Annotated in this window: 14 protein-coding genes; 6 read left to right on the top strand and 8 right to left on the bottom strand. The window is 74.1% G+C overall.

Annotated features, from left to right (window positions below; genetic code table 11):
- Positions 1–60: 60 nt before the first annotated feature.
- Positions 61–2,442, bottom strand: coding sequence for a cyclic nucleotide-binding domain-containing protein (locus tag WMF20_RS25480; RefSeq protein ID WP_437604550.1), 2,382 nt, complete (start codon positions 2,440–2,442; stop codon positions 61–63).
- 366 nt (positions 2,443–2,808) lie between these two features.
- On the opposite strand from WMF20_RS25480, the gene WMF20_RS25475 reads away from it, so the two are divergent.
- Positions 2,809–3,609 (top strand): hypothetical protein, encoded by an 801-nt coding sequence (locus tag WMF20_RS25475; RefSeq protein WP_437604549.1) that lies wholly within the window; start codon positions 2,809–2,811, stop codon positions 3,607–3,609.
- 159 nt (positions 3,610–3,768) lie between these two features.
- Here WMF20_RS25475 and WMF20_RS25470 read toward each other — a convergent pair whose 3' ends face one another.
- Positions 3,769–6,987: a serine/threonine protein kinase gene (locus WMF20_RS25470; protein ID WP_437604548.1), complete on the bottom strand. Its 3,219-nt coding sequence runs from the start codon at positions 6,985–6,987 to the stop codon at positions 3,769–3,771.
- Positions 6,984–8,237: a serine/threonine protein kinase gene (locus tag WMF20_RS25465; protein WP_437604547.1), complete on the bottom strand. Its 1,254-nt coding sequence runs from the start codon at positions 8,235–8,237 to the stop codon at positions 6,984–6,986. The genes WMF20_RS25470 and WMF20_RS25465 overlap by 4 nt, the downstream gene beginning before the upstream one ends.
- A gap of 99 nt (positions 8,238–8,336) precedes the next feature.
- On the opposite strand from WMF20_RS25465, the gene WMF20_RS25460 reads away from it, so the two are divergent.
- From WMF20_RS25460 to WMF20_RS25440, 5 genes are all read left to right on the top strand, one after another.
- On the top strand, positions 8,337–8,930 hold the full coding sequence (locus WMF20_RS25460) for a hypothetical protein (RefSeq protein WP_437604546.1): 594 nt from the start codon (positions 8,337–8,339) through the stop codon (positions 8,928–8,930).
- 92 nt (positions 8,931–9,022) lie between these two features.
- The gene (locus tag WMF20_RS25455; protein ID WP_020737154.1) at positions 9,023–9,259 is read left to right on the top strand and encodes a hypothetical protein; all 237 of its coding nucleotides are present in this window, start codon (positions 9,023–9,025) and stop codon (positions 9,257–9,259) included.
- A gap of 247 nt (positions 9,260–9,506) precedes the next feature.
- Positions 9,507–9,701: a hypothetical protein gene (locus WMF20_RS25450; RefSeq protein ID WP_129576837.1), complete on the top strand. Its 195-nt coding sequence runs from the start codon at positions 9,507–9,509 to the stop codon at positions 9,699–9,701.
- Between the two features lie 297 nt (positions 9,702–9,998).
- Entirely contained in the window at positions 9,999–10,685 is a 687-nt protein-coding gene (locus tag WMF20_RS25445) for a DUF2914 domain-containing protein (protein ID WP_437604544.1), read from the top strand.
- An 18-nt stretch (positions 10,686–10,703) separates the two neighbouring features.
- Positions 10,704–11,510, top strand: coding sequence for a hypothetical protein (locus WMF20_RS25440; RefSeq protein ID WP_437617166.1), 807 nt, complete (start codon positions 10,704–10,706; stop codon positions 11,508–11,510).
- Positions 11,511–11,558: 48 nt separating this feature from the next.
- Here WMF20_RS25440 and WMF20_RS25435 read toward each other — a convergent pair whose 3' ends face one another.
- The 5 genes from WMF20_RS25435 to WMF20_RS25415 all read right to left on the bottom strand — a co-directional run bounded on the left by WMF20_RS25435 (position 11,559) and on the right by WMF20_RS25415 (position 17,167).
- The gene (locus tag WMF20_RS25435) at positions 11,559–12,578 is read right to left on the bottom strand and encodes a hypothetical protein (RefSeq protein ID WP_165374191.1); all 1,020 of its coding nucleotides are present in this window, start codon (positions 12,576–12,578) and stop codon (positions 11,559–11,561) included.
- Positions 12,578–13,552 (bottom strand): hypothetical protein, encoded by a 975-nt coding sequence (locus tag WMF20_RS25430; protein WP_437604542.1) that lies wholly within the window; start codon positions 13,550–13,552, stop codon positions 12,578–12,580. Before WMF20_RS25430 ends, WMF20_RS25435 begins: the two co-directional genes overlap by 1 nt.
- A gap of 50 nt (positions 13,553–13,602) precedes the next feature.
- Complete coding sequence (locus tag WMF20_RS25425; RefSeq protein ID WP_437604540.1) at positions 13,603–15,078, bottom strand: serine/threonine-protein kinase; 1,476 nt, start codon at positions 15,076–15,078, stop codon at positions 13,603–13,605.
- Positions 15,079–15,244: 166 nt separating this feature from the next.
- Complete coding sequence (locus WMF20_RS25420) at positions 15,245–16,102, bottom strand: 1-acyl-sn-glycerol-3-phosphate acyltransferase (protein WP_437604539.1); 858 nt, start codon at positions 16,100–16,102, stop codon at positions 15,245–15,247.
- A gap of 207 nt (positions 16,103–16,309) precedes the next feature.
- Positions 16,310–17,167, bottom strand: coding sequence for a formylglycine-generating enzyme family protein (locus tag WMF20_RS25415; RefSeq protein ID WP_437604538.1), 858 nt, complete (start codon positions 17,165–17,167; stop codon positions 16,310–16,312).
- Positions 17,168–17,207 lie beyond the last annotated feature (40 nt).

Here is a 17,207-nt window from a genome sequence, read left to right as displayed (position 1 = left end):
GCCGTGCCCCGCAACCATTTCATAGCGAGTCTGGCGCCCTGTCGATCGGCCGGCGCGCGCTCATCGGGGCACGCTCGCCGCCGTGATCGCGTGGAGCACGAGCAGCGCCGCGGCGACGCCGAACGTGATGATGTGCGCCGGCAGCCCGCCGCGGAGCGCGGCGAGGAGCGCGCGCTGGGCCGGGAGCGCGCGCAGCTCCACGGCGATGCGGATGAGCTCCGCGAGGCCGGCCAGCCGCTCTCTGCCGCGCCCTTCGAGGACGGCGTCGATGCGGGCGCGCAGCGCGCGCTCCTCCTCGCGCAGCCCGCGACCCGAGGCGAGGAGCGCGAGCGGGCCGAGGGGGCTCTTCAGGTAGGGCACGAGGACCTTCTCGACGATCTTCTTGACCAGATCGCTGCGCCCGCTCACCGCGCGGTAGAAGCGGTCGAGGAGCTCGCGGCGGGCGGCGGCGAAGTCCTCGGGGAGCGCGGCGGTGCGCTCGATCCGGGCGAGGCGCCGCGGCGCTAGCCGGTACGCGAGCGCCGTGAAGGCGCCGGCCGCCGCGGTCGCCCAGAAGGCGAGGTGGAGCGCCGCGCCGAGCGTCGGGCGGCCGGACCGCGGCCACGGCGCGTGCGCGAGCGCGAGGCCGGCGGTGACGAGGCCGATCGCGAGGTGCGCGGACAGCTGCGGGCGCAGCCGGCTCCGGACCGGCGCGGCGTCGTCCGCCTCGCCGGCCGCGCCGCCGCGCCGCCCGGGCCGCATCCACAGCCGCCGCCCGGCGCGCTTCGGGACGGCGTACCCGAGGAGCAGCGCGACCCCCACGGCCGCGGCGGCGCCAGCCCAGAGCGCGGCGCCGTCGCCCGGCCGCGCCCCGCGCGTGTGCGCCGACAGCCCCGCCGCGCCGAGCCCTGCCGCCGCGATCGCGCTCCCGGCGAGGAGCGCCGCGCCGCCCCGCTGCCCGGCGGAGCGCTCCTGCTCGCGCCGCGCCCCGCCGAGCAGATCGCGCACGTCGGCGATCTCCTCCGCCGGATTCACGCGGAAGATCGAGCCCGTGGGGCAGGCCTTCACGCACGCGGGGCCGTCGTGCTCGCGGCAGAGATCGCACTTCACCGCGATGTCCGGGAAGCCCGCGCCGCCCGGGCGCTCCGCGGCGGGGGGGCGCGGCGCGATAGCGATGTTCTCCCAGGGGCACGCCTTGGCGCAGGCGCCGCAGCCGGTGCAGAGCGCGTCGCGGATGAACACCTCGCCTCCCGTGTCCTTGCCGATGGCGCCGGTCGGACACTCGATCATGCAGGCGGGGCGCTCGCAATGTTGACAGGAGTTCGGCAGGAGCAGGCTCCGCGGCGCCTCCGCCGGCGCGCCCGGCGCGTCGTCATCCACCCTTGCGCGTATTTTGTCGCCGCGACGGACGAGTCGCGAGATCCCGTGTACGTCGGCGCAGGACCACGCGCAGTGCCCGCAGCGGGCGCACGTATCGAGATCGATGACCAGGAGCGACCGCGCCACCTGGAGGCGATAGAGGTCCCGGAAGAGATGTGCGGTGTGGTTGCGCGCCCGGCCGGCGACGATCGCTTCCTGGGCGGCGCGCTGCTCGCCCGTGATGCGCCGGAGTCGCGGGATCAGATCAGGGTGCTTCCGCGCGAGGCCGGCGAACGTCTTCGACGGCACCGACAGGAGCGTCGCCGCGCCGCTGGCCACGGCGCTCGCCGTCCGGCGGCGACCCTCGTCGAGCTCGACATCGCCGAAGAAATCGCCCCGGGTGAGGTACGCCCGCACATGAATCCGATCTCCCTCCTCGGTCTGGATTTGCACCATCCCGTCGGCGATGAGCCACAGCTCGGTCGCGGGATCCCCGTCGCGATAGATGGCCTGACCGCGCTCGAAGCGCCGGTGACTCACCGCGTCAAGGAGGGTGTCGATGTCTTCCGGATCGAGGTCGCGCGTGAAGGAGAGGGTGCTGAGGAGGTCGCGCGTGGCGCTCCTCCGCAGCGCGCGATCGAGCTTCTCGGCGATCTCGGCCTTGCCGGAGCGGCCGGCGGCGCGGCGGAACAGGTGGACGGGGATCTCCGCGAGCACGCTGGGCGCGAGGGCGACCGCGGTGGTCCTGCGCGACATGCCCACGACGGCCTCCTCGCCGAGGACATCGCCCACAGCGGCGGTGCGCACCTCCGTATCGCGATCGTCTCCGCGGCGTGTCGCGCGCAGCGCGATGCGCCCGGAGGCGACGACGAAGAGCGCGTCGCCGGCGTCGCCGGCGCGATAGACGACCTCGTCGGTCGAGGGGGTGCGGAGCTGCCCTGCCTCGGCGATCTCGCGCCGCGCGCGCTCGTCGAGCCCTCGCAGCAAGGGGGCGTCGAACACCGCCGGCGGCCAGGCGTCGGGGCGGCCTCGCGCCGCGCCTCGCGCATCGAGCGGCTCGAGCGCATCGAGCGTATCGACGTAGATGTGGTCCGATGAGGGCATCAGCGGGGCTCCCGGTCGCCGAGCACAGCCGGAAACGCGGCTACCGGCGCGCGATTCGCTCCATACCATCGCGCATCAGCTGTCGTAAGGGACGACATGGTCTTACTTCACGTTCGAGCGCTCGAAAAACTGCAAAAAAAGGAAGAGCGCCCCGAAAAAGCCTTGACACCTAACCCGATCATAGAGAATATCCATCCTGCTAGACTCGGCATGTTCGGCGCCAGGGTTGTTTTGATGGTTCAGCATGAAATGACTAGCATCTGTTCCAGAGTGCACATGCAAGGTCATTCACATCAACGAGGTAGAAGTATGAACAGGCGCACGACGAGTTTGGCTGTTGCATCGCTGGCTGCCGCGTCCTTCCTCATGCTGGGTTCGGCGCCCGCGAGCGCCAAGGACCACACGGACTGGGCCCTCGATTTCATCGACAACGCCGTCACCAACGACGCGACCGTCGGGGACGAGAAGTGCTACATGACCTGGGATGACCCCGAGGTCGTCAAGATCGATGGGGAGGACGTCCAGATCAGCCCCTGGACCGGCAGGACCAAGGGCGCGTGCTTCTTCGTGCTGTCGCTGAAGAAGGCGATGGGGTACTCGGACGACGATATCAGGTACCTGTGGGTGAAGTCTCGCCCCTCGTCCGCCGAGCTCTTCGACCTCATCAACGAGAGCCCGGTGCTCGGCGGGGCCGCGCGGGAGCCCGAGAACTACTTCCGCCGCGTCAACAAGGCGGTCGACATCCAGAAAGGCGATGTCCTCGTCATCGACGCCACCTCCACCTACGCCGGTCACACGGTCATCATCGCGGGACCGGCCCAGGAGCTCGTCCCGCAGGTCATGCCGCGCTACTCCGGGACGAAGCAGTACGCCGTTCCGATCGTGGACTCGACCAGCTCGCCGCACGGGTGCTTCGACCCGGACAGCAAGTACGCGGACAGCCGGTGGCAAGGAGAGTGCACCGGCGGTTACATGGCGGCCGGCGCCGGGACGGGCACCATGCGCGTGTACACCGACTCGATCACGAACGGCCTGCTCGGCTACACGTGGAGCGTCACGCCGTCGTCGACGAGCTACTACTCCCCCTCGACGCGGCCCTTCCGGATCGGCCGGCTGTTCAAGCTGCCCGAGCCGATGTCGACCGAGCCGCCCCCGCCCCCTCCCTGATCGCCGGGGCCGCTCTTCACGATCACCTCGAGCTGAGCCTTTCAGCTCCTGACCAGCGAAGCCCTTACCCCGCGGGCCGGGGTGGGGGCTCGCCCCTTTTTGTTCGCCGGTGCGCCGAGAGGCCTGCGTCGCGGGTGGCTCCATCGCGGTCGCCTCGGCTCAGGGGATCTCGATCTCGGCCCGCGCGAGCTCGACGACCTCGAGGCGGGCGAGCATCGACTCGGTGACCAGCGGGCCGGTCGGCCTGAGGCCGCGCCGCGCCTGCTCGCGCTCGTACGCGGCGAAGGCGCGGATCAGGAAGGGCGGAAACGCCCGGAAGAGCAGCCTCGCCTCGGCCCGGAGCGGGCCGCGGAGCGCGCCGGCCGGGAGCTCGTACGTGTACAGGATCGGCACGCCGGGCGGCGCGGAGCGCGTATCGATGATCGCGTCCGGGCCCTTCACGACTCCGCGGCTCGCGTCGAGCGCGCCGACGGGGAAATAGGTCTCCAGAAAGGCGTTCTGCCCCGCGAGGTTCGAGCGGCACGCGCCGGTGTCCGGATCGTAGTCCCCGTCCGCGTACCGGTCGGCGTGGTGCAGCCCCTGGCCGGGCCCGGGCTGGCAGCTGCCGTCCGCGGCCACGACACCGATGCAGCGGACGCAGCGCAGAAACCCGTTCTGGAAATTGATGAGCCCTCGCCCACGGAACGAGGTGCCGCCGAGCCGCGGGGGCGGCGCCCAGAGGGGGACGTCCGGCCCGTCGCGCACGTCTGCCCCGAACAACCCTCCTTGGGCGCCCGACGGCCCAAGAGGGTTGTTCGCGTCCGGGTGGGTGGTCACCCGGGTGAACACCTTGTCTTTCAGGTCCTCATCCGCGCGGTCGACGCGGCCGACCTCGTAGATCACCCGCCGATCTGCGTCCCTGACCGCGAGGTGAACCCAGATCTCGCGCTCCTGGCTGAAGCCTGCCGGCACCTTGTGCCCGGCGCCGACGTTCTCGATCTCGATCGGGATCTCGACGCGACCGCCAGCCGCGCCGGCGCGCCGCGCGGCGCCGAGCTCGAAGCGGAAGGTGTGGCGCAGCAGCAGATCGCGGCGGCGGCGGGCGCTCGTGGGGATGCCGTGCGCGTCGAGCGACGGCTCATCGATGAGCGCCTCCGGGAACTCGTCCGACAGCGGCACGTCCACGCCGGAGAAGTAGTGGGTCGCGACGTCCGCCGGGGCGGTGGAGTGCGCCGCGATCCGGCCCCGCGGCCGCGCCCCCGGCGGGCGTGGGGCGAAGCGCGTGCCGGGCGGGCACTCGGGATCCGGCGCCGCCGCCTGCGCGGCGCCCGCCGGGGCCGCCTCGCAGACGCCCGGGTACGTGCTCATGTGGCAGTCCTGGCAGCTCGCCGCGGCGCGGCCCGCGCGCTCCTCGGACCTCGCCCAGTCCGCCCACTCGGTGTAGGCGTTGCGCAGCCGCTTGAAATGCTCGCCCCGCGCCGCCGCGAGGCTGTCGGTGCCGAAGAGGCGCACATCGTGGCAGGCCCCGCAGAACTCGCTGGAGCGCAGGTACGCGCTGGCGCTCGCCGACGGCCGGCCGTGCACGACGGGGTCGTCGCCGACGGCCGGCCGCGCCGGCGAGGATCCGGCGCGGAGGTCCGCGCGCCGGCCGGCGGGCAGCAAGAGCTCCTCGGGGCGGAGGTCGTAGCCGCTGTTCGCGATCCCGAACAGGCCGCGCGCGTCCTCGGGGCGCGCGGCGAAGACGGCGCCGGTCGTGAAGGACGTCCATGTCGCGTTGCCCTGGTACCCGGGGCGCCCGCGCGGGCCGACCGGGCCGTGCACCTGGTGGCAGAAGCCGCAGGAGATCCCCTCGAGACCGCGGCGGGTGAGCAGGTCGCGCACGGGCAGGCGCGCGCGGGGATCGCCGCCGGGGCGGCCATCCCACGCGGGCACGGCGGCGTCGAGGTTCTCGGCCGGGCTGTGGCAGTTCACGCACCAGTGCTCGCCGCCCGAGCCGGTCACCACGACGCCGCTCTGCCGGTCGCGGCAGGCGCGCGCGGGATCGACCTTGCGCAGGATGCCCGCGCCGTTCGGGCAGTCGGCGTCGCGCCCGACCTGCTCCTCGATGAGGCTCTCGAGCGCGTTGAAGAGCGGGCTCTTCACCGAGTGCGCCATCACCGAGCGGCGCCACTCCGAGGCCTGGCGGCCGTGGCACGCCGCGCAGTCCTCCGCCGCCGTCTGCGCCTGCGCGAGCGGCGCGACCGGCGCCACGGCGACGGCCCGCGGCGCGGCCGGCTCGGGCGCGCCCCGCGCGATCGCGAGCGCGGCCGACGCGGCCAGCGCGCCGGCGCCGAGCGGCGCGAGCCGCCACAGCCGCGCCGCGGCGCTGTCTGGCCCAGGCGGCGCGCGGCGGGCGGTCGCCTCGCCCCGCGGCGCGCGCGCCGGCGCGCCGGAGCTCGTCTGCGCCGATGCGCCGGAGCTCGTCTGCGCCGCCGCGCCGGCGCGGCGCGAGGTCCGGGCGACCTGCGCCGGCCGCGCCGGCGGATCGCCCTCGAGGAACGCGCTCAGCGCGTCCGCGATCGCCTCGGCGCGCGGCGGCCGCTGCGCCGGATCCGGATGGAGCAGCCGCAGGACGTGGCCCTGCAGGCCCGGGGGCAGCGCCGTCGCGACGCTCTCGACGAACGGCGGGGGCTCTCTGCGAGCAGCCTCGCCGAGCGCGTGCCGCAGGCCCGCGCCCGCGAACGGGTGCTCTCCCGCGAGCAGGCGGTAGAGCGCGAGCCCGAGCGCGTACCGGTTCGCGGCGCTGTCCCAGATCGCGCCGTCGGCCTGCGCCGGCGGCGTCCAGAGCGGCGGGATCTCCGAGGATACCCGCGCGCCCTCGGCGCGGGGCGAGGAGCCGGCGCCGCCGCGCGCCGGGGCCCCGACCAGCGCCGCGACGAGCGCGCTCGCGGGCAGCGTCACCTGGCCTGCGTCGTCGACGAGGACCGCGTCGGGCGAGAGCGGGCCTGGGAACAGGCTGGCCCGCTCGCAGGCGGCGAGCGCGCGGGCGATCGGGAGGGTGAACCGGAGCGCCTCCTGGAACGGAAAGGGACCGCGCCGCGCGCGCATCCGATCCGCGAGCGGGGCGCCCGCGAGCCTCCGCACGAGCCAGACGCGCGCGCCGCCCGGGCCCGCGGCGGGCCCGCCCTCGGCCGGCGCGTCGATGCCGCCGTCGACGAAGCCGCCGACGCCCGCGCCGCCGAGCGCGAGGAGGCGCGCCGCGACGGCCTCGCGCTCGGGCCCTGCCGGGCCGCCCTGGTCCGCCTCGCCGAGCCGCCACAGCTCCTCCGCCGCGCCGCAGCGCGAGCGCGCCGCGGAGCCCACGGCCGGGAGGGGCGCGCCTTCCGCGTAGCCCGCCTGCTCCGGCGACGCGCGCCTCACCGCGCCCCCGGAGGCGGCGCCGGCGTCGCGGCGCTGGCGGGCGGCTCCGGCGCGCCGCCCCTCGAGCGCAGCGCGTAGGTCCCGAGGCCCGCGAGCGCCGAAAGCGCCACGATGATGGCGATCGCGAGCCCGGCCGGGACGTCGCGTCTCCGGTCGATCTGCTCGACGAGCGCGATGGTGTCGGCGCGCGGCGCGCCCGCTCCACCGGTGACGCGCGCTGCTCCCGGCGCGCTCGCGCGGCCGTTGTCGTCAGGCCGCTGCGGCGCGCTCGCGCGGCCGTGGTCGCCGGTCCGTTGCGGCGCGCTCGCGCGGCCGTGGTCATCGGTCCGCTGCGGCGCGCTCGCGCGGCCGTGGTCGCCGGTCCGCTGCGGCGCGCTCGCGCGATCCCGGCTGCCGGCGGCGCGCTCGCCGCTCGCCGCCCCGCGCGGCGCGGCCGCGGCGGTCTGGAACGGCTCCAGCCGATCCACGACGTCCTGCGCGAGGTACGGCCGATCCTCGGGCGCCTTCTCGAGCAGCTGGAAGAGCAGCTGCTCGACGCCGCGGGGCAGCCCGCTCCGCACGTCGTCGTCGAGCGGCGGGGGCTCTGCCGTACACTGCAGGTTGAGCAGCTCCCGCGGCGAGGCCGACTGGAACGGCGGGCGCCCGGAGAGCGCCTCGTACAGGATGAGCCCGAGACAGTAGAGATCCGAGCGGTGATCGATGGATCGCGCGTCGATCTGCTCCGGGCTCATGTACTGCAGGGTCCCGACGCTCTGCGTGTTCGTCTGGTTCATCGCCTCGACGACCTTGGCGATGCCGAAATCCATCACCTTCACGGCGCCGTCCTTCTGCACCATGATGTTCTCGGGCTTGAGATCGCGGTGGATCACGGGCGGCTGCTGCCCGTGGGCCGCCGCGAGGGCGCTCGCCACGCTGGCCGTGATCCGCACCGCTTCCGGCCAGGGGAGGCGGCCGGCGGCGCCGAGGAGGGAGCGCAGCGTCTGGCCGTCCAGGTACTCGAGCACCATCACGAGCTCGCCGGAGGCCTCGATGCTGGCGAGGCTCCGGACGATGTTCGGGTGCTCGAGGTGCGCGAGGATCTGCATCTCGTTCAGGAAGAGCCGCCGCCCCTGCTCGCTCCGGGCGAGCTCCGGGCGGAGCACCTTCAGCGCGACGCGCCGGCGCGACAGGCGCTCTTCGCCCTCATAGACCTTGCCCATCCCCCCCTCGCCGACGAGGCGTCGAACGAGGTACTCGCCGATCTGGTCCATGCGCGCCGTCTCCTCTCCCTGGCCGGAGCGTCTCTTCTACGTGCGAGCGGTACCAAGGGCTTACACCCGATTTCGTGTCCGGTGGTAGAACTGGCCTCCATGCACCCACGTCGGGCATCGGTCGCCCGAGCCGCGATCCTCTCGCTCGCGGTCTCGGCCTGCTCGCGGACCGCGGCGGAGCCGGAGCCGCCGCCGGCCGCCTCCGGCGCGCCGGTCGCCGCGCCCCTCGCGTGGGACGCCCCGGGGAGCTGGGCCGCGCTCGAGGCGCCGCGCGCCGGCCCGCGCAAGGCGCTCTACAAGGTGCCGAGGGCGGCGGACGACAAGGACGACGTCGAGGTGCAGGTCCTGTCGTTCGGCCTGGGGAGCAAGGGGGACGTCGAGGCGAACTTCCGGGAGTGGTTCGCGCAGTTCGACGGCGACGTCGGGGCGAAGGCCCGGCGGGAGTCGTTCGAGGTCCGCGGCATGCGGGTCGAGCTGGTCGAGGTGGCCGGCACCTACAAGATCCCGCTCGGGCCCCAGGGGGGCGCCCGCAGGCGCGCGCCCGTGGAGATGGTGAAGGACGGCTACCGGCTCCTCGGCGCGGCGGTGAGGACGCCCGATCGCGGCAACTGGTTCTTCAGGATGGTCGGCCCGGACGACACGGTGCAGTCGGCGCGCTCGGGCTTCCGGAGCTTGCTCGAGTCGGTGCGTTAGCCGTCCGGCCGGCGGCCGCGCGGCCGCGCGAGGGCCGCGCCGGGCCGCGCGGCCCTCGCGGGGCGCTCGGCGAGCGTGATACGTTGCGCGCCATGGATGCTGACCGAAAGCGCGACGCTCGCACGCCGGCCGAGATCTTCCGCGCCGAGGCGGAGGCCGAGGCGGAGCAGAACCGGCTCTGCGAGGAGAGCAAGCACCAGCTCGCGAACCGCTGTCCGGAGTGCGGTAGCCTCGGCAGCATGGAGCTGGTCGACGGGCTCATGCGCTGCATCGACTGCGACGAGGTGGTGGCCAGAGCCCGGCAGCTCCCCGGCTTCGGCCGCCGCTGAAGCGCTCGCGCGCTTGCACGCGCGGGCAGAAGCGCGCAATGTCAACGCCAACGCCCAGGCTGTGCCGGACAGAAATCATCGGGCAAGTTCTTTCCTGATGATTTTCGCTCGAAGCCGTGACTATTCTGCAAACATTGGCGCACTCGCGCCTAGGTCGGTTTTTCGCCCCAGACGCGGTGTACGGAAGTACAGCTGGCCAGCCAGCCGGGGCGATAACAGCCGGACTGAAGTGTTGAAGGAGTTGGAGATGAAGCAGATCGCAGCGGAAGGCTCGGACCACTCGTCACGGGAGACAAGCCAGGGATCCCGGGCGACGACGGCACGAGGCGCGAGCGGAGGCCTGCTCATCCTGATGATCGAAGACAGCGCGATCGCGAGCTTCGGGCCCACCCAGGAGGGTGAAGTGGCCAACAGTCCGCGCTGGTCCCGTCCGAAGCGCTGACACCGGGCGCCTCGACGCGCGCGCCCTCGTGGCCGTGCTCCCCTCGTGGAGCGCGAGCAGACCACGTCGTTGTAACGCGGTGCGTTGTCGTTTTTGAGGGGGCTTTGAGCCGCCGCGCTGGCGGCGTTTCGCCCGAGCCCCGCATCCGCTCCGCGCCGGCGGCTCTTCGTGAGCCCAGCGCGGTGAGCCCGGCGAGGGCGACGGGGCCTCAGGCCGCTGCGTCGCCGTTTTTTCGCCCGCTCCGCTGAATCGTGGCACCTCGTCGGTGTGCATACCCGGGGAACGACGCGGAAAACCATGGTCTTGACGCTCGCCGTCGCCGCTTTCGGCGGGGGGGCGCTCGGTTGCAGCGACGCGAGCGAGGCGATCGCGCGGATCACCCGGGAAGAGCCTCCCGCGCTGAGCCGCGCGGCCCACGGGCGGCCGGGCGACGGGCAGGCGAGCGGAGCCGCGGAGGACGCCGAGGCGCGGTCGGCCGCGGACGGCGCTGCCGCGGAGGGCCGGAGCGACGCAGACCGCCGCGACGCGGCGATCGCGGCCCGCGGCCCGGCGCGGGAGCGGCGCCGCAGGTCGGGGTCGGCCCTCGAGGCGCGCGCCGCGGGGCCCGGGGCGCAGGACGGCGGCGCTGGCGAAGGGGCTGCCGCGGCGCCCGAGCTCCAGGTGATGCGGCTCGTCGTCGCGAAGGGCATCGCCGGTCGCGAGCCGATCGAGCCGGCGACGTCGTTCGCGAGCGCGGAGATCGAGCGCCTCTACGCGTTCGTCGAGCTCTCGAACAAGGACCGGGCCGCCTCGGAGATCACCGTCGTCTTCACGCCGCCCGGCGGGAGCGCGCCGCTGCGCATCCCGCTGGCGGTCGGCGCAGAGCGGCGCTTTCGCACCTGGGCGGCCACGCGGAAGGCGCGCGCGGCGGGGCTCTGGTCGGTGACGGTCAACGACGCGGCGGGCAAGGAGCTCGCGCGCGCCTCGTTCACGATCACGACGTAGGAGGCGCCCGTGGCTCGCATGTTGCGCTCGCACCTGGCCTTGCTCTGGCGCGCCCGCCGCGCCGCCGTCCTCGTCCTCGCGCTCGCTGCTGCGGGAGGCTGCGTCTCCCGCGTCGCCCGGGAGCCCGACGCCGCCGGGCCGCGGCGCTCGCCCGCGGCCGCCCGCGCTCCCGGCGACCACGGGGAGCTCGACTTCTGGGTGCCCGACGGCCCCGCGGCCAGGGTGCTGTCGCTGCAGGTCCCGGAGAGCACGGAGGACGACCCGTCCGACGCCGAGCGCTCCGACGACGAGCCGCCCGCGCCCGCCCGGCCGCGGCGGGGCGTGACGTCGGCCGAGGCCGACGAGGAGCGCCGCTACGTGGTCCTGCCCGGCGTCGATCTGGCGCCCGCCGTGGAGCAGAAGGTCGCGGAGATCGCCTCCGCTTACCATCGGCGGACCGGAAAGGAGCTCGTGGTCACGAGCGGCACGCGCGATCCCGCGCGGCAGGCCGAGGCGATGCACGATCTCTTCCGGCACGGCGCCGACGTCCTCGGCCTCTACAAGGACAAGGCGGCGGCGCGCGAGATCAAGAGCGCGTACGAGGAGGGGCTGTCGACCGACGAGCCCCGCGAGGCCGTGATCGCGGCCCTCGAGCGGGTGATCCGCGCCCAGATCGACCGCGGCGTGTTCATCTCGGCGCACCTCAGGGAGGGCGCGGTCGACATCCGGAACCGGGACATGACGCCGGCCGAGAAGCGCGCGTTCCGAGAGGGGCTCGACGAGGTCGGGGGCGTGTTCGCGCTCGAGGAGTCGCGGCCGCCCCACTACCACCTGCAGATCGATTGATCCCGGGACGCCGAGCGGTCCGCGCTGCGCGGCCGCTGGCGCCGCGGATCACTCGTCGTTGAACCTGACGATCTGCCCGGCGTCGGTGTTCGTCCAGTAGACGCCTGACCCGTCCACGGCGATGCCCGTCGGGCCGCCCTGACCCGGCGCGATGATCTCCGGCTCGGCGGTCCCGTCCTTGCGAATCCGGTACACGTCCCCCGCCGTCCTGACGGTCACGTAGAGGTAGTCCCCGTGCGCGGCGATGCCGGTCGGGGGGCCCGACAGGCCTTTGAGGAGGGGCGATGGGGCGTCTCCCTCCGAGGTGATCCGCGGGTATCGCATCACGCCGTCCTGGGTGAGCCAGTAGAGATTGGCCTCGTCCAGCACGAGCAGGCCCGGCTCCACGAGGTCGCTGCGGAGCTGCTCCGCATCGTCGGCGTCGCTCGTGTTGTCGACGGAGAGCGTGTTGTCGGCGCGATCGGTCCAGTAGACGAGGGCGCCGTCGGTCGCGACCCCGGCGGGCTCGTCGCCCACGAACAGATCCTTTCGCGTGCCGCCGGCCTTGGGGATCCAGGTGATGCGGCTGCCGTTCGGGCGAGCGCTGTAGACGTTGTCGGCGCTCAGCGCGATCGCCTCCGCGGCGCCGCAGCTGCCCCACAGCGGCTCGTCGAGAGCCGCCGGAAACGTCGCGGCTTTCGGCAGCTTCCGCAGCTTGTCGCGCTGATGCTTGGTGCTGTCGCAGTCCCCGGTGAACGCCGCGTCGGTGCTCGACCAGTAGATGTGCGTCGCGTCCAGCGCGATGACGTCGGGCACCTCGCTGGAGGGCGCGAGCAGGTCGATGACCTCCCGCTCGTCCTTGATCTGCCGCCGGAGCGCGCCGCCCCGGCTCCCGTCGGCGGTCGCGCTGGTCCAGTAGATCGCCTCCTCGTCGAGCGCGATGCCCCGAGGCTCCCCCTGGTCCTCGGCGATCACGATCAGCGGGATCACCTGGCGATCCTCGATCCCCGCGATCTCCGCGCATCCGTGGAGGCCCGGCGCGAGCGCGGCGAGCGCGAGCGTCGCGGCAGAGCGCTTCGACCCGCGCATCACCACCGCCCTCCGAGCGTCACGCGCCCCCCGTCCGAGGCGACGGTCGGCGAGAGCCAGACGCGCTCGCCCGCGACGGGCTCCTCCGGCGACCGCGACAGCAGCACCATCGCGGCGCCGGCCCCGAGGCACAGGAGCCCCGCGCCGACGGCGATGTTCGAGACCATCGCCGTCGCCCGGGCGCTCTCGTTCGCCTCGACGTCCGCGCGGCTGCAGCCGAAATTGCCGCCGCAGCCCGCCTCGACGTCCCCGGCCTTCTGGATCGCCATGATCCCGAACACCGCGCCCACGCCGAGCCCGGCGAGCCCGACCCCGCCGGCGACGAAGCCGAGCGTGCGCACCGGGCTGCCGGTCGCCTCGGGCCTCGCGGCCCCCGGCCGGACGGCCGGCGCCGGCGGGGCAGCGGGAGCGGCCTGCGCCGGCCGCTGAGCGGCGGCGTCCGCGAGCGGCGGGATGACCACCCGCGGCGCGCTGGGGCCGGGATCGAGCGTCACCTGCTGCGACCACGGCTGCTTGCCCGGCGCGTTGGCCTCGATCGTCGCCGTGCCCGGATCCACGGGGATGCCCGAGCCCGTCGCCGCAGCGGCGCTCAGCTCCTTGCCGTTCAGCGTGATCGACATCCCCGGCGCCGCCTCCGCGACCTCCAGGACGAGGCGCGTCAGCCGAGCTTCGAGCTCGGCCGCGCGCCTGGCCGCGAACTGGGAGCGATCCTGCTGCCCGGCGGTCGCCGCGAGCGCGGACGCCTCCTTGAACTCGGCCCACGCGCTGGCGGTCTTGCCCTCCTTCTCGTGGCACACCGCCAGGTTCAGCAGCGTCCCGACCGTGGGATCCACCCGTTGGCTCTCGGCGAGCTTGGGGCACGCCTCCGTCAGCCTGCCCTCGTCCATGAGCTTCTTACCGTCCTGGAACAGCCCCTCGGCGAGCGCCTTGTCCGCCGCCGTCGGCTGCGCCCGGAGCGGCGAGGTCAGGCTCATCCCGGAGAGCAGTGCGAGCCATGCGCCCGCGTGTCGCGCTCGAAACGATCTCAATGGCGGCTCCTCAGCATTTCGTCCTCGCTGGTCGACACCGGCGGCCGGGGCAGGGGGCCCGGCCTGAGCGGCGCTCCCGACGCGGTCGTCTTCGGTCGCGCGCCGGTCGCAGCGCTGCCCGCGGGGGCCGCGCTCGGCGCAGGGCTCGGGGGCGCAGCGCTCGCCGCGGCCGGCGCGCTCGAGGGCGCAGCGCTCGCCGCGGCCGGCGCTCCCGGCGATGCCGCGGGCGCGCCTGGCGATGCCGCGGGCGCGCCTGGCGCCGCGGCGGCCGTGCCGGGGACGCGCTCGACGCCGCCGGGGCGGTCGGGCTCGCTCGCCGCGGCGGAGCTCGGCGCCTCCGCGGTCACGCGCACGCTCCCGACGAGCCACACGCCCGCGCCGGCCACGCCGGCGAGCAGCGCGGCCACGCCGGCGGCCATGAGCAGCCTGCGCCGCGACCGGCGGCGGAAGCCCGTGTGCGTCCACGAGGCGCCGGACAGCCGGTCGCTGTCCTCGGCCGCCCTCGAGTTGAGCAGCGTCTGCCCGGCCGGCGACGCCGCGCCGATCGCGCTCTGGATGCGCGAGGTCGAGAGCTTCGCGAAGCTCGACCCGAGCGGCTCGAGCGCCTGCGCGAGCTTGCCGACGTTGGCGTAGCGGGCGCTCACGTCGCGCTCCAGGCAGCGCGCGACGATCCGCTCCAGCGTGGCGGGCGCGTCGCTGCGCTTGTCGCGCAGCCGCGGCACCGGCTGGTGGAGGATGTTCGCCATCACCGCGGCGACCGTCTCGCCCTGGAACGGCGGCTCGCCCGTCACCAGCGTGTACAGCAGCACGCCGAACGACCACACGTCGGCGCGCCCGTCGACCGTCCTCGGGGCCATCATCTGCTCGGGCGACATGTACCCGGGCGAGCCCATCACCTGCTTCGTCGACGTGAGCCCCGGCTCCGCCGGCGAGTCGAGCCCTTGCCCCTTCGAGATGCCGAAATCGAGGACCTTGATGTGCCGTGTCCCGTCCGGGTGCTCGGCGAGGAACAGATTCGATGGCTTGATGTCCCGGTGCACGACGCCGGCGGCGTGCGCCTCGGCCACCGCCTCCAGCGCCTGCAATACATAGTCGACCGCGTCCTGGATGGACAGCGGGCCGTGGGTCTCGATGACCTGCTGGAGATCGAGCCCGCTCAGGAACTCCATCACCATGAAGGGCACGCCGCTCTCCGTGGTGCCGACGTCGAACACGCGCGCGACGTGCTCGCCTTGCAGGCGGGCCGCGGTGCGCGCCTCGCGCAGGAAGCGCGCGACCGCCTCCTGGTTGGTGAGGGCGTCCTGGCGCAGGATCTTGATGGCGACCTGCTGGTCGAGATCCTCGTTGCGCGCCGCGAGCACGACGCCCATCCCGCCGATGGCCACGACCCGCTCGACGCGGTACTTGGCCGCGATGAGCTCTCCGGGCTGGGCCACCGGTGCGAGGAGCTGCGCGGTGCGGTCGGGGGTCACGGCTGGCGCTCAAGCCTACATGAACGGACTCGGTTTTCCGAGAGCCGCGCGAGCCCCAGCGCCCTTTGTCATGCACGGGCAGGTTTCGCCGCGGCAGGGCGCTGCCCGCTGGCGTCATGGGCGCTCTCGGGCGCCACCGCGCTGCCATGCTGCCGCGGTGACCTTGTCAACCGCGCGGGAAGAGGCCGTGCCTGCCGGCCGTCCGGAGCTCGTCGAGCCCCGCCTGCATCCGCGCGACGACCCGCGCGAACGCGCGCTCGACCTCGTCCGGGTCGTCCGCGGCCTCGCGCGGGAGGCCGAGGTGCAGCGGGCGGAGCACGCGCGTGTGGATCTTCACCGGCAGGGGCACATGGGGGATCGGGACGCCGACGATGAACCCCCACGGCAGCGCGAGGCCGAGCGGCGCGACGTTCGAGCGCGCGAGCTGGGGGAGGCGGAGCCACTCGGCCACCTTGCGCCCGTCCGTGGCGATGTAGAGCGACTGGTGCGCGCCCGCGCTCACGATCGGCACGATGGGCACGCCCTCGCGGATGGCGAGCCGGACGAAGCCGCGGCGCCGGCCGAAGCGGATCGTGTACTGCGCCGACGTGGGCTTGCAGGCGTCGAGATCGCCGCCGGGGAAGACGAGGACCGCCGCGCCCCGGGCGAGCGCCCGCCGCGCGTTCTCCGGGCTCGCGGCAATGGCCCCGCAAGCGTTGAGCCAGGGGCCGGCCTTCGGGACGTTGAACGGGAGATCGTGCATCAGCCCGTAGGACAGGCGCGAGGGCCCATAAAGGCGCCAGAACGCCGTCATGTGGCAGTACATATCCGGCATTCCCGTCATCGCGTTGTGGTTGCTGACCGCGAGGAAGGGGCCGTCGGGCAGCTCCGCTTCGAGCTCGGTCTCGCAGCGGAAGTAGTCGTCGTAGAGCAAGCCGAGCAGCGGGAGCACGCGGGCGATGAACGCCGGGTCGCGCGCGTCGAGATCGTCCGGGCGCGCGCGCTCGCGGCCCTTGGCCGAGAACGCCGCGATGGCGTCCCGCATGAGGTCGAGGCTGGGGCGGGGCTCTCTCGGCAGGGTCAGCACCGTGTCCCGGTGCCCTAGCCTGCGGCGCGACCGAGGGGAAGCGGTTCGTCCGGGGCGCCTGCCGCCGGGCCTCGGGCGCGCGGCCTCGCTCGCGGCGCAGCGGACCTTCGCGAGCGAGGCCGCCGCGGCGCCGGCCGGGGCGGCGACGGTGGGCCCGTCACCCCGTCACTGCGCGTCGCGGCAGCACCGGAAGCTGGTCTCGTAGAAGCGGAACCCGTCCGCGTGCGCCGGGTTCGTGGAGCCGCACCGCGGCTTCGCGCCGCCGAAGCAGCCGGACCAGTAACAGCCCTTGAGGACATGGGGATACTCGTTGACGTGGTACTTGGTGCGCACCACCCACTCCTCGACGTTTCCTGTCATGTCGTAGACGCCGAACGCGCTCACGCACCCCGGCCGCGAGCCGCTCGGCTCGGCCTGGTACAGCGCCTGGACCTCGGCGAGCGCCGCGTCGGAAGGCCAGGTGTTGAGCGCCCCCTCGTCGGGCGCAATCCACGTCTTGCCGTCGTTGCAGCGCTCGGCTTCGTGGGTGTTCCCGTAAGGATAGACGAGCGCCTCCGGGCCCTGGCACGCCGTGTCCCACTCGTCCTCGGTGCAGAGGCGTTTGCCGCGCTCCTGGCACCAGGCGTTCGCCGAGACGGCGCTCTCCATCACGAGCGGCAGGGCGCCCTCGGTGTTCGGCGCCTCGAAGCGATCGATGCAGTATCCCTCGATCTCCACCATGTCGGGCGGGCACGGCCCTTCGGGCGGCGTGTCGAGCGGGAAGTCCTGTCCGTCGACTCCGCCGCTGCCTCCGCCCGCGCCGCCTTCTCCGGCGCCGCCCGCCCCGGCGCCGCCGCTTCCTCCAGCGCCGCCGCTGCCGGCGAGCTCCATCGAGGTCGACGAGGACGAGGACGTCGCTGCCGCCCCCCCGCCGCCCGAGGCGTCGTCGTCGCCGGAGCCGAGGCCGCCGGTGCAGGAAGCGCTGAGGAGTGAGACGAGCCCGAGGCGCGAGGCGAGCCGAACGGCGAGAGATCGAGCGCGCATGGCCGGCTCCTCGCCGATCAGGGTGCCAGAGCTGCGCTCT

It is taken from the genome of Sorangium sp. So ce834 (assembly GCF_051521425.1).
GTDB classification, from domain to species: Bacteria; Myxococcota_A; Polyangia; order Polyangiales; family Polyangiaceae; genus Sorangium; species Sorangium cellulosum_D.
Note: the sequence above shows the minus strand (reverse complement) of the source record. Positions and strands in the feature narration are given on the sequence as shown.